The 12,329-nt window shown below is 60.8% G+C and carries 11 protein-coding genes; 10 read left to right on the forward strand and 1 reads right to left on the reverse strand.

The genetic code is table 11. The features are described from left to right. Positions 1 to 196 precede the first annotated feature (196 nt). The 3 genes from rpmE to AB4N41_RS10815 all read left to right on the forward strand — a co-directional run bounded on the left by rpmE (position 197) and on the right by AB4N41_RS10815 (position 2,695). Complete coding sequence (rpmE, locus tag AB4N41_RS10805; protein ID WP_041477565.1) at positions 197 to 418, forward strand: 50S ribosomal protein L31; 222 nt, start codon at positions 197 to 199, stop codon at positions 416 to 418. Positions 419 to 459: 41 nt separating this feature from the next. Beyond that, on the forward strand, positions 460 to 1,242 hold the full coding sequence (locus AB4N41_RS10810; protein ID WP_252877284.1) for a thermonuclease family protein: 783 nt from the start codon (positions 460 to 462) through the stop codon (positions 1,240 to 1,242). A 184-nt stretch (positions 1,243 to 1,426) separates the two neighbouring features. Continuing rightward, positions 1,427 to 2,695 (forward strand): malic enzyme-like NAD(P)-binding protein, encoded by a 1,269-nt coding sequence (locus AB4N41_RS10815; protein ID WP_016772053.1) that lies wholly within the window; start codon positions 1,427 to 1,429, stop codon positions 2,693 to 2,695. 322 nt (positions 2,696 to 3,017) lie between these two features. On the opposite strand, the gene AB4N41_RS10820 is transcribed toward AB4N41_RS10815, so the two are convergent. Further along, entirely contained in the window at positions 3,018 to 5,462 is a 2,445-nt protein-coding gene (locus AB4N41_RS10820; protein WP_371857552.1) for a penicillin-binding protein 1A, read from the reverse strand. 219 nt (positions 5,463 to 5,681) lie between these two features. On the opposite strand from AB4N41_RS10820, the gene AB4N41_RS10825 reads away from it, so the two are divergent. From AB4N41_RS10825 to aroB, 7 genes are all read left to right on the forward strand, one after another. Next, positions 5,682 to 6,746: a pilus assembly protein PilM gene (locus tag AB4N41_RS10825; RefSeq protein WP_252877285.1), complete on the forward strand. Its 1,065-nt coding sequence runs from the start codon at positions 5,682 to 5,684 to the stop codon at positions 6,744 to 6,746. Continuing rightward, entirely contained in the window at positions 6,746 to 7,312 is a 567-nt protein-coding gene (locus AB4N41_RS10830; RefSeq protein ID WP_056787334.1) for a PilN domain-containing protein, read from the forward strand. The genes AB4N41_RS10825 and AB4N41_RS10830 overlap by 1 nt, the downstream gene beginning before the upstream one ends. Next, entirely contained in the window at positions 7,309 to 7,932 is a 624-nt protein-coding gene (gene pilO / locus AB4N41_RS10835; protein WP_041477570.1) for a type 4a pilus biogenesis protein PilO, read from the forward strand. Before AB4N41_RS10830 ends, pilO begins: the two co-directional genes overlap by 4 nt. Further along, a complete protein-coding gene (locus AB4N41_RS10840; RefSeq protein ID WP_056787340.1) occupies positions 7,929 to 8,453 on the forward strand; it encodes a pilus assembly protein PilP in 525 nt (174 codons plus the stop codon). The genes pilO and AB4N41_RS10840 overlap by 4 nt, the downstream gene beginning before the upstream one ends. Positions 8,454 to 8,466: 13 nt before the next feature. Then, entirely contained in the window at positions 8,467 to 10,545 is a 2,079-nt protein-coding gene (pilQ, locus tag AB4N41_RS10845) for a type IV pilus secretin PilQ (RefSeq protein ID WP_150638039.1), read from the forward strand. A gap of 4 nt (positions 10,546 to 10,549) precedes the next feature. Next, positions 10,550 to 11,068 carry a shikimate kinase AroK gene (gene aroK, locus AB4N41_RS10850; protein ID WP_024011270.1) on the forward strand — a complete coding sequence of 173 codons (519 nt, stop codon included), beginning with the start codon at positions 10,550 to 10,552 and terminating at the stop codon, positions 11,066 to 11,068. Between the two features lie 152 nt (positions 11,069 to 11,220). After that, positions 11,221 to 12,321, forward strand: coding sequence for a 3-dehydroquinate synthase (aroB, locus tag AB4N41_RS10855; RefSeq protein WP_041477573.1), 1,101 nt, complete (start codon positions 11,221 to 11,223; stop codon positions 12,319 to 12,321). The last annotated feature ends 8 nt before the right edge of the window (positions 12,322 to 12,329 follow it).

A 12,329-nucleotide genomic window follows, 5' to 3' on the forward strand; every position in this document is an offset into this window, starting at 1 on the left:
TGTGTCGACTGCCATGGCGCCTTCGCGAGCAGGCTCGCTCCCACAGGGAAGTGCGTTCAAGGCCGGGAGCCTAGCAGACGGTCGGTCTCGGTGACAGCTTGCGCGATTGAAAAGGTCTGGTAGAATCCGCGGCCTAATTACGTGCGGTATTCAACAATAGTGTTGGGTGGCGGCACGCTAGCCTGAGGAAGACACCATGAAAGCCGATATCCATCCGAACTACCCGGAAATTGCTGTTACCTGCAGCTGCGGTAACAAGTTCGAAACTCGTTCGACCTACGGCAAAGCCCTGGCGATCGACGTTTGCAACGAATGCCACCCGTTCTACACCGGTAAGCAGAAGACTCTGGACACCGGCGGCCGTGTGCAGAAGTTCGCAGACCGTTTCGCTACTTTCGGCGTCGGCAAAAAAGCCTGAGGCTGATCATTTTGGAAGGTCGCTTCGACTGCTCCAGACTGATGAAAAAGGCGTCCCTTGCGGGCGCCTTTTTTGTGTCTGCGATTTGGCTGTCCGCCGCCCAGGCGTTCTGCCCGACACCCGCAGGGCTGACCAGCGTCTCCGTGCAGCGGGTGGTCGATGGCGACACCCTGCGCCTGAGCGACGGGCGCAATGTGCGCATGATCGGCCTCAATACGCCGGAGCTGGGCAAGCAGGGCCGCAGCGACGAACCCTTCGCCGTGGCGGCGCGCAAACGCCTGCAAGCGCTGGTGGATGAGAGCGGCGGCCGGGTCGGCTTGCGGCCCGGCAAGCAGGCGAAAGACCATTACGGGCGTACGCTCGCGCATGTTTACAGCGTCAGCGGAGTGAACCTCGAAGCGCAAATGCTTGCCGATGGCCTGGGTTTTCACGTTGCGGTGGCGCCGAACGTCGATCTGGTCGCCTGCCAGCAGGCCGCCGAACGCAGCGCTCGACAGGCCGGGCTTGGTCTCTGGCGGCAATCGCCGGTGCAGAAAGCGCAGGAGATCCAGCGTTCAGGCTTTGCCGTAGTCAGCGGTCGGGTGAGCAAGGTGCAGCGCAATCGCGGCGGAATCTGGATCGAGTTGCAGGACAGGCTTGTATTGCGGGTTGCACCCAATCTGCTCGGACGATTTGACAGTACTGGTCTGGAAGCACTGAAAGGCAGGCAGATCGAGGCGCGTGGCTGGGTGGTTGACCGAACCCGGCGCGGTGGATTGCAAAAAGGTCAGGCGCGCTGGTTGTTGCCGTTGACCGATCCTTCGATGCTGCACGTGCCGCGTTGAAGAAAAATTGTAGACATTTTTACAGCTGATTGTGAACAGTCCAGCCCTTGTGCGCCGTGGCTCTTGGCCCAAAGTCGTAGGGCAGGGCGCTTGACAGCGGTGACTGCCCAGTCTTGTGGGGACTTTGCGAGGCGCGTATCCTCGCTGACCAGTCTGTCCAACAGTAAAAAAGCGGAATGCCAAAATGTCTGATCTGAAAACTGCCGCTCTCGAATACCACGCCAATCCTCGTCCGGGGAAGCTGAGTGTCGAGCTCACCAAGGCCACTGCTACCGCCCGCGACCTGTCGCTGGCCTACAGCCCCGGCGTAGCTGAACCAGTACGCGAGATCGCTCGCGATCCTGAACTGGCCTACAAATACACCGGCAAGGGCAACCTGGTGGCAGTCATTTCCGATGGCACCGCGATTCTCGGCCTGGGCAACCTCGGCCCGTTGGCGTCCAAGCCTGTGATGGAAGGCAAGGGCGTACTGTTCAAGCGTTTCGCCGGCATCGACGTATTCGACATCGAAGTCGACTCGGAAAGCCCGCAAGCCTTCATCGACACCGTCAAGCGCATCTCCATCACCTTCGGTGGCATCAACCTGGAAGACATCAAGGCGCCAGAGTGCTTTGAGATCGAACGCGCTCTGATCGAGCAGTGCGACATTCCGGTGTTCCACGATGACCAGCACGGTACCGCGATCGTGACCGCTGCCGGCATGATCAACGCCCTGGAAATCGCTGGCAAAACCCTGCCGGAAGCAAAAATCGTCTGCCTCGGCGCCGGCGCTGCCGCCATCTCCTGCATGAAACTGCTGGTGAGCATGGGCGCTCGCATCGAAAACATCTTCATGGTTGACCGTACCGGCGTGATCCACTCCGGCCGTGACGACCTGAACCAGTACAAAGCCGTGTTCGCCCACGCTACCGAGAAGCGCACCCTGGCAGACGCACTGGCAGGCGCTGACGTATTCGTCGGTCTGTCCGGTCCGAACCTGCTGAGCGCCGAAGGCCTGCTGTCGATGGCGGCCAACCCGATCGTGTTCGCCTGCTCCAACCCGGATCCGGAAATCTCCCCGGAACTGGCGCACGCCACCCGTAGCGACGTGATCATGGCTACCGGCCGTTCGGACTACCCGAACCAGGTCAACAACGTGCTGGGCTTCCCGTTCATCTTCCGTGGTGCCCTGGACGTTCGCGCCAAGCGCATCAACGAAGAAATGAAAGTCGCCGCCGCCAACGCCCTGCGCGAACTGGCCAAACTGCCTGTTCCACAGGACGTGTGCGATGCCTACGGCGGTGCTCCGCTGGAATTCGGTCGTGAGTACATCATTCCGAAGCCAATGGACAAGCGCCTGATCACCCTGATCTCCGACGCCGTGGCCAAGGCCGCGATCGAGACCGGCGTTGCTACTCTGCCGTATCCGAAGAACTACCCGCTGAAAAGCGTGGATGACGTGTTCAACGGCTAAGTCGTTGTAGCGTGTCAAACAAAAGCCCCGGCTCGTGAGAGTCGGGGCTTTTTTATGCCTGAAGATCAAGAGCCCCTCACCCTAACCCTCTCCCAGAGGGGAGAGGGGACTGATTGGGGGACGCTTGGGAGCTACGCCGACCTGAATGTATGGTTTTGAATCCATAATCGACACCACACTTTCAGGTCGGTGTTTGACCCCAGACAACTCGGTAAGTCCCCTCTCCCCTCTGGGAGAGGGTTAGGGTGAGGGGCTTTTGATCTTCGGGTAATAAAAAGCCCCGCACTTCTCACGAAGGCGGGGCCTTTTTGCGGCATCAGGATCAGAACAAATCGATCGGCGCCTGTTCATCCGCCGGCAGCGGGCTGCCTGGCACTGCGCCGTTGCCCAGCTCGTTCACCGATGGCGGCGTGTCTTCGGCCTTGAACAGTTCGAAGTACGCACCCGGTGTGCTCGGTGTTGCTGCACGGCCGCTGACCGGGTCTACCCGCAGGCTGAGCAAGCCTTCTGGCTCAGGCTGTACATGCGGCGGCTTGTCTTTCAGCGCGGCCGACATGTAATTCATCCAGATCGGCAGCGCCACAGTACCGCCGAATTCACGGCGACCGAGGCTTTCCGGTTGGTCGAAACCAGTCCACACCGTGGTTACGTAATCAGCGTTGTAGCCAGAGAACCAGGCATCTTTCGATTCGTTGGTGGTACCGGTCTTGCCCGCGATGTCACTGCGGCCCATGGCCAGTGCGCGCCGGCCGGTGCCGAGTTTGATTACGTCTTGCAGCATGCTGTTGAGGATGTAGGTGGTACGTCCATCGACAATCCGTTCGGCCACGGCCGGCGCTTGCGGCACTGCCGGATTGGCCGACGCTTCACCGGCAACCGGAGCGGCATTGACCGTGAACGACTCGGTAGCCGGCGCAGCGATACCGTCGGTCGCCGCACCACCCTGTGGCACGGTCGGCGGGTTGGCGACGAACAAAGTGTCACCGTTACGGCTTTCGATCTTGTCGATGATATACGGAGTGATCTTGTAGCCACCGTTGGCAAAGGTGCTCCAGCCAGTGGCGATTTCCATCGGCGTCAGCGTTGCGGTGCCGAGTGCCAGCGACAGGTTCGGCGGCAGGTCCTGCTTGTTAAAGCCGAAGCGAGTGATGTAGTCGATGGTCTTGCCCACGCCCATGGCCTGCAGCAGGCGGATCGACACCAGGTTGCGCGACTTGTACAGCGCTTCACGCAGGCGGATCGGGCCGAGGAAGGTGTTGGTGTCGTTCTTCGGGCGCCAGACCTTGTCCAGGTACTCGTCGACGAACACGATCGGCGCATCGTTGACCAGACTGGCAGCGGTATAGCCGTTATCCAGCGCAGCGCTGTAAACGAATGGCTTGAAGCTCGAACCCGGCTGACGCTTGGCCTGCATGGCACGGTTGTAGTTGCTCTGCTCGAAAGCGAAGCCACCCACCAGCGAACGGATCGCACCGTTTTGCGGATCCAGCGACACCAGTGCGCCCTGAGCCTGTGGTATCTGGCTGAATTTCAGCGAATTGTCGGTCTGGCGCTGTACGCGGATCAGATCACCGACCTGCGCGACATCCGACGGCTGGCGCGGATTGGCGCCCATGCTGTTGGTATTGAGGAACGGTCGCGCCCATTTCATCGTGTCCCAGGCAACGTGCTCTTCACCGGTGCGGGTCAACACTTGCAGGCCGGTTTTATCGACTTGGGTAACGATCGCAGGTTCGAGACTGCTGATGGTGCGCTGCTTGGTCAGTTCGCTGGCCCAGGCTTCGCGGGTCTTGCCCGGCAGGCGCGACTCGGGGCCACGGTAGCCATGACGCTGGTCGTAGGTCATCAAACCTTCGTGCAGCGCGGTGTTGGCCATTTCCTGCAGGTTGCTCGGCACCGTGGTGGTGACGCGGAAGCCTTCGGTGTAGGCCTCGCTGCCATAACGACCGACCATTTCGGCACGGGCCATTTCGGCGATGTACGGTGCGTTCACTTCCGGGGTCGGCACGTGGTAGCTGGCGTTCAGCGGCTCGTTGATCGCCGCGGTGTAGTCGGCTTCGCTGATCTTGCCCAGCTTATACATGCGCCCGAGGATCCAGTCGCGGCGTTCTTTGCTGCGCGCCGGGTTGGCCAGCGGATTGAAACGCGACGGTGCTTTTGGCAGGCCGGCGATCATCGCCATCTGCGCCAGGCTGATGTCACGGATCGATTTGCCGTAATACACCTGCGCCGCCGCCTCGATGCCGTAGGCGCGGTTGCCCAGGTAGATCTTGTTGACGTACAGCTCAAGAATCTCGTCCTTGGTCAGCTGTCGCTCGATCTGCAAGGCGAGGAGAATTTCTGTGGTTTTACGCGAGAAGCTGCGCTCGCTGGTGAGGAAGAAGTTCTTCGCCACCTGCATGGTGATGGTGCTGCCGCCGGACTGAATATGTCCGCTCTTGACCAGTTGCGTCGCCGCGCGCATCAGGCTGCTCGGGTCGACGCCATAGTGGTTGGCAAAATTGTCGTCTTCAGCACTTAGTAACGCATTGATGAAGTTGGGCGGAATGTCGGCGAAACGAATCGGTGTACGGCGCATTTCGCCAAATTCTGCGATCAACTTGTTGTCGCTGCTGTAGACGCGCAGAGGAATCTGCAACTGAATGCTTCTCAGCGCCTCCACAGACGGCAAACCCGGACTAAGGTAAAGAAAGGCGCCGCTGAGACCTAAGAGCAGTCCGCAGAAAACGGCGACGATGGACCAACCGAAAAATTTCAGCAGACGAATCAAGGCTTTTGGACATCCAGGGCAAAGAATGAATTTGGCACGGGGCTGCGGTTACACACAGAGCCCTCCGCGCGGGCAGTAAAAAGCGGAAAAAATCGCTGGGCATTATAAGCACTTTTCCGTCGGGGGCGTCATTGGCGCTTCTGTCAAGACGGGGGTGAAGGAACGCAATGCGTATTACAGAGTCCGTAACTCACGGAAAGTCATAGGGAATTGGTAGTGCTGGGACTCTTCAATAAAAAGACCAATGCGTTACTGGGGATCGACATCAGCTCCACGTCGGTGAAGCTGCTGGAACTGAGCCGTCAGGGCGAGCGCTACCGGGTCGAGGCCTATGCGGTGGAGCCGTTGCCGGCGAACGCCGTGGTCGAAAAGAACATCGCCGACCTCGAAGGCGTCGGCCAGGCGCTGAGCCGGTTGCTGGTGAAAGCGCGAACCGGGGTCAAGAGCGTGGCGGTGGCGGTGGCCGGTTCTGCGGTGATCACCAAGGTCATCGAGATGGACGCCGGGCTGTCTGACGACGAACTGGAAAACCAGCTCAAGATCGAGGCCGACCAATACATTCCCTATCCGCTGGACGAAGTCGCCATCGATTTTGAAGTCCAGGGCGTCTCGCCGCGCAACCCGGATCGGGTCAACGTGCTGCTTGCCGCCTGTCGCAAGGAAAACGTCGAGGTGCGTGAAGCGGCGCTGGCGCTCGCCGGCCTGACCGCGCGGGTGGTGGACGTCGAGGCCTACGCCCTCGAGCGCTCGTTCGGTCTGCTGGCGACGCATCTGGCGGCCTCCCAGGAGCGCCTGACCGTGGCGGTGGTCGACATCGGTGCGACCATGACCACTCTCAGCGTCCTGCACAACGGCAAGATCATCTATACCCGAGAGCAATTGTTCGGCGGACGCCAGCTCACCGAAGAGATCCAGCGCCGCTACGGCCTCACGGTCGAACAGGCGGGCCTGGCGAAAAAACAGGGCGGGCTGCCTGACGATTACCTCAGCGAGGTCTTGCAGCCATTTCGCGAGGCGCTGGTGCAGCAAGTCTCGCGTTCGCTGCAGTTCTTCTTCGCCTCCGGGCAGTACAACGCGGTCGACCATATCCTGTTGGCCGGCGGCACCGCCTCGGTGCCCGGCCTGGACCGTCTGATCGAACAGCGGCTGGACACGCCGACGCAGGTCGCCAACCCATTCGCCGACATGGCCTTGGGCAGCGAGGTCAACGCAGGAGCGCTGGCCAGCGACGCGCCAGCCTTGATGATTGCCTGCGGGCTCGCGCTCAGGAGTTTCGACTGATGGCGCGGATCAACCTTCTCCCCTGGCGCGAGGAACGCCGCGAAGAACGGCGCAAACGCTTTCTGCTGGTACTTATCGGCGTGCTGGCCGGCTCGATCGGCGCGGTGCTGATTGCCGACCAGATCATCACCGCAGCGATCGAGCGGCAGATGGCGCGCAACGATTACATCGGCAAACAGATTGCCGTGGTCGACGAACGCATCAAACAGATCAGCGAACTCAAGGCGCGCCGCCAGCAACTGGTCGAGCGCATGCGCATCATCCAGGACCTGCAGGGCAATCGGCAGATCAGCGGGCGGGTCTTCGACCAACTGGCGCGTACCCTGCCGGACGGCGTGTATTTCACCGATGTGAAAATGGCCGGCAAGACCCTGTCCATCAGTGGCGCGGCGGAGTCGAACAACCGGGTCTCCGAGCTGATGCGCAATCTCGACGCGTCCGACTGGTTCGACGCGCCAAGCCTGAATGAGGTCAAGGCCACCAGCGCCGATCAGGTCGAACAGGCCAACGTCTTCCAGCTGACCGTTCGTCAGACCCAGCCCAAGGTTGTGGAGGACGAGCAATGAACGCCTCCGAATGGCTGCAAAGCCTGCGCAATATCGATTTCAACGACCTCGACACCAGCAACATCGGCTCCTGGCCCCCGGCGGTAAAAACCCTGTGCGGTGCGCTGGTGATGGTGTTGATCCTCGCGCTTGGCTATTACTTCTTTATCAGCGATATGGAAAATCAGCTCGACCTCAAGCGCGAAGAGGAAACCACCCTCAAGGAACAATTCGCCAGCAAGGCGCGGCTGTCGGCGAACCTTGAGCTGTATACCCAGCAAATGAAGGAAATGGAAAACACCTTCGGCGTGCTGCTGCGGCAATTGCCCAGCGACACCGAAGTGCCGGGCCTGCTCGAAGACATCACTCGCACCGGTCTGGGCAGCGGCCTGGAATTCGAAGAGATCAAGCTGCTGCCGGAAGTGACCCAGCCGTTCTACATCGAGCTGCCGATCCAGATCACCGTGACAGGCGCCTATCACGACCTCGCGACCTTCGTCAGCGGCGTCGCCGGGCTGCCACGAATTGTCACTCTGCACGATTTCGAACTGGCGCCAGCCAATCCCGAGGGCGGGACGAAGCTGCGCATGAGCATTCTTGCCAAGACGTACCGCTATAACGACAAGGGGCTGGAGAAATGACCCCGATTCGTTATCTCGTCCTGCCGATGATGCTGGCGTTAAGCGGCTGCGGTGGCGGCGATGACTTCAGCGACCTCGACGCGTACCTCAACGAAGTGCGCCTGCGTCCGGCGGGCAGGATTGAACCAACGCCGACATTCCGGTCTTACCCCACATTCACTTACAGCGCCGCCAACCTGCGCAGCCCGTTTTCGCGGCAGGCGCGGGTCGATCTGGCCGGGCAGAAACACGGTTCGCGCAACGTCAAACCCGACCCCAGCCGGGTCAAGCAATACCTTGAAGGGTTCAATATCGAGCAGTTCGAAATGGTCGGCACGATTGCCAATGCCTCGGGCTCGTTTGCGCTGTTGCGCGGCGCAGGCGGGGTGCATCGCCTGAAGGTCGGCGACTACCTGGGCCGCAACGACGGCCGCATCGTCGCCATCAGCCCTACCCAGGTCGATGTCGTGGAGATCGTGCCCGACGGCGCCGGCGCCTGGCTGGAGCGGCCGCGCACCATTCCTTTGAAAGAGCACTCATAGTGGAAGTCGAATAATGAACAGGATTTTCTCCACCCTCGGTTTTTCGCTATGGATAGCGCTGGTGTCACCGATGGTAATGGCGGCCAGTCTGAAAGCGCTGGATGTCGCCGCGCTGCCGGGTGACCGCGTCGAACTGAAGCTGTCGTTCGACGGCCCGCCACCGCAGCCCAAGGGCTACACAACCGAGTCACCGGCACGCATTGCACTGGATCTGCCGGGCGTGACCAGCCAGCTGACCAACAAGAATCTTGATCTGGGCAGCGGCAACGCGCGCACGGCCACGGTGGCCGAAGCCAAGGATCGCACGCGGCTGATTGTCAGCCTGACGCAGTTGGCGCCTTACAGCACGCGGGTCGAGGGCAATAATCTGTTTGTGGTGGTCGGTCAGGGCGCTTCCGCGACTGCGCCGCGCCCGGCCGTCGCTGCACCGCGTGCCGCCACGGCCGCCGCAGCACCTGCCAGACCAGCCGCGCAACGCAGCAGGGCGATTCGCGGCGTCGATTTCCAGCGCGGCACCGAGGGCGAGGGCAATGTGGTCATCGATCTCTCTGATCCGACCATCGCCCCGGATATCCAGGAGCACGACGGCAAGATCATCCTCAGCTTCGCCCGTACGCAACTGCCGGAAAAACTGCGCGTGCGCCTCGACGTCAAGGACTTCGCCACCCCGGTGCAGTTCGTCAACGCAGCGCTCACCGGCGATCGTACGGTGATCAGTGTCGAGCCCAGCGGCACCTTCGACTATTCCACATTCCAGACCGACAACAAGCTCACCGTGAGCGTTCGGCCGATGAGCATCGACGACCTGCAAAAGCGCAACGCCGACCGTCAGGCCTATGTCGGCGACAAGCTCTCGCTGAATTTTCAGGACATCGACGTGCGTTCGGTACTGCAACTGATCGCGGACTTCACCAATCTCAATCTGGTGGCGAGCGATACGGTGCAGGGCGGTATCACTTTGCGCCTGCAGAACGTGCCGTGGGATCAGGCACTGGATCTGGTGCTGAAAACCAAGGGGCTGGACAAGCGCAAGATCGGCAACGTGCTGCTGGTCGCGCCGGCCGATGAAATTGCCGCTCGCGAGCGTCAGGAACTGGAATCGCAGAAGCAGATCGCCGAGTTGGCGCCCCTGCGTCGTGAGCTGCTGCAAGTCAATTACGCCAAGGCAGCGGACATCGCCAAGCTGTTCCAGTCGGTGACCAGCGCCGAGGCCAAGGTCGACGAGCGCGGTTCGATTACCGTCGATGAGCGAACCAACAACATCATTGCCTACCAGACCCAGGATCGCCTCGACGAACTCCGGCGGATCGTCGCCCAGCTGGATATTCCGGTGCGCCAGGTGATGATCGAGGCGCGCATCGTTGAGGCCAACGTCGATTACGACAAGAGCCTGGGCGTGCGCTGGGGCGGTTCGGTGCAGAACAAGGGCAACTGGAACGCCTCCGGGGTCAACGGTTCGTCGAGCACTATCGGTACGCCGGGCAGCACCGGCACCAACTCGCCGTTCGTCGACATGGGCACGGTCAATAACACTTCGGGGATCGGCATTGCTTTCATCACCGACAACGTACTGCTGGATCTCGAACTGACGGCGATGGAAAAAACCGGCAATGGCGAAATCGTCTCGCAGCCGAAGGTGGTCACCTCGGACAAGGAAACCGCGAAGATCCTCAAAGGCACCGAGATTCCCTATCAGGAGGCCAGCTCCAGCGGCGCTACCTCGGTGTCGTTCAAGGAGGCTTCGCTGTCACTGGAAGTCACCCCGCAGATCACCCCGGACAACCGCATCATCATGGAGGTCAAGGTCACCAAGGATGAGCCCGATTACCTGAACAAAGTGCAGGATGTGCCGCCGATCAAGAAAAACGAGGTCAACGCCAAAGTGCTGGTAAATGACGGCGAGACCATCGTAATCGGCGGTGTTTTTTCAAATACTCAGAGCAAGGTCGTAGATAAGGTGCCATTTCTTGGCGATGTGCCGTATCTTGGCCGCCTTTTCCGGCGTGATGTGGTTTCGGAGAAAAAATCCGAGCTGCTGGTATTTCTCACTCCGCGTATCATGAATAACCAGGCGATTGCTGTGAGTCGTTGATTCTGTGCGAAATTTGATACTTGTAGGACCGATGGGTGCTGGCAAAAGCACCATCGGCCGATTGCTGGCCAAAGAGCTGCGCCTGCCGTTCAAGGATTCCGACAAGGAAATTGAGCTGCGCACGGGTGCCAATATCCCATGGATCTTCGACAAGGAAGGCGAGCCCGGCTTTCGTGACCGTGAGCAGGCGATGATCGCCGAGCTGTGCGCGTTCGATGGTGTGGTGCTGGCGACCGGCGGCGGCGCGGTGATGCGTGATGCCAATCGCAAGGCCCTGCATGAAGGCGGGCGCGTGGTGTATCTGCACGCCTCCGTCGAGCAGCAGGTCGGCCGCACCTCCCGCGACCGCAATCGGCCGCTGCTGCGTACCGCCGATCCGGCGAAAACCCTGCGCGACCTGCTCGAGATCCGGGATCCGCTTTATCGGGAAATTGCCGATCTGGTGGTGGAAACCGACGAGCGGCCGCCACGCATGGTGGTGCTCGACATTCTCGACCGTCTCGCGCAGTTGCCACCCCGTTAAAGCATCGCCCGAAATGCGCTATCCTCGGCGTCCTGTCAGCGCCCGCCGAGGGTGTGGCGGTTGCCGGGCGAGCGGCGTCATACCGCTACAGGCCGCAGAACACCAATAATTTCAGGGCAGGACGCCTGCTTCCATCTTCACTGTGGGGACACATGCAGACACTCAAGGTCGATCTAGGCGAGCGCAGCTACCCGATTCATATTGGCGAAGGTCTGTTGGATCAGCCGGAACTGCTGGCGCCGCATATCCACGGGCGGCAGGTGGCAATCATCTCCAACGAAACCGTCGCGCCGCTCTATCTCGAACGTCTGACCCGCAGCCTTGCGCAGTTTTCGGTTATCTCGGTGGTGTTGCCTGACGGCGAAGCCTTCAAGAACTGGGAAACCCTGCAACTGATTTTCGACGGTCTGCTGACCGCCCGTCATGACCGCCGCACCACCGTGATCGCCTTGGGCGGCGGGGTGATCGGCGACATGGCCGGTTTCGCCGCCGCCTGTTATCAGCGCGGTGTCGATTTCATCCAGATTCCGACCACGCTGTTGTCGCAGGTCGATTCCTCGGTCGGCGGCAAGACCGGCATCAACCATCCGCTGGGCAAGAACATGGTCGGCGCGTTCTATCAGCCGAACGTGGTGCTGATCGATACCGCATCGCTGAAAACCCTGCCGCAGCGCGAGCTGTCGGCGGGCCTGGCGGAAGTCATCAAGTACGGCCTGATCTGCGACGAACCATTCCTGACCTGGCTCGAAGAAAACGTCGACGCCCTGCGCGCGCTGGATCAAACCGCGCTGACCTATGCGATCGAGCGTTCCTGCGCGGCCAAGGCTGCGGTGGTCGGCGCCGATGAAAAGGAGACCGGCGTCCGCGCTACGCTCAACCTCGGCCACACCTTCGGCCACGCCATCGAAACCCACATGGGCTATGGTGTCTGGCTGCATGGCGAGGCGGTGGCGGCGGGCACGGTGATGGCGCTGGAAATGTCCGCGCGCCTGGGCTGGATCAGCGAACAGGAGCGTGATCGCGGCATTCGTCTGTTCCAGCGGGCCGGCCTGCCGGTCATTCCGCCTGAAGAGATGAGCGAAGCCGATTTTCTCCAACACATGGCAATTGATAAAAAAGTGATCGACGGTCGTCTGCGCCTGGTGCTGCTGCGCCGGATGGGCGAAGCGGTAGTGACCGACGATTATCCGAAAGAGGTTCTACAGGCCACGCTGGGAGCGGATTACCGCGCCCTGGCTCAGCTTAAAGGTTAAAACGATTC

It is taken from the genome of Pseudomonas sp. S2_A10 (assembly GCF_054668465.1).

Bases quoted from the DNA above. Each gene is read 5' to 3' on its own strand.
- AB4N41_RS10815 (WP_016772053.1), top strand. From the start codon at position 1,427: ATGTCTGATCTGAAAACTGCCGCTCTCGAATACCACGCCAATCCTCGT.
- AB4N41_RS10840 (WP_056787340.1), top strand. From the start codon at position 7,929: ATGACCCCGATTCGTTATCTCGTCCTGCCGATGATGCTGGCGTTAAGC.
- pilO (WP_041477570.1), top strand. From the start codon at position 7,309: ATGAACGCCTCCGAATGGCTGCAAAGCCTGCGCAATATCGATTTCAAC.
- pilQ (WP_150638039.1), top strand. From the start codon at position 8,467: ATGAACAGGATTTTCTCCACCCTCGGTTTTTCGCTATGGATAGCGCTG.
- AB4N41_RS10830 (WP_056787334.1), top strand. From the start codon at position 6,746: ATGGCGCGGATCAACCTTCTCCCCTGGCGCGAGGAACGCCGCGAAGAA.
- aroB (WP_041477573.1), top strand. From the start codon at position 11,221: ATGCAGACACTCAAGGTCGATCTAGGCGAGCGCAGCTACCCGATTCAT.
- AB4N41_RS10810 (WP_252877284.1), top strand. From the start codon at position 460: ATGAAAAAGGCGTCCCTTGCGGGCGCCTTTTTTGTGTCTGCGATTTGG.
- rpmE (WP_041477565.1), top strand. From the start codon at position 197: ATGAAAGCCGATATCCATCCGAACTACCCGGAAATTGCTGTTACCTGC.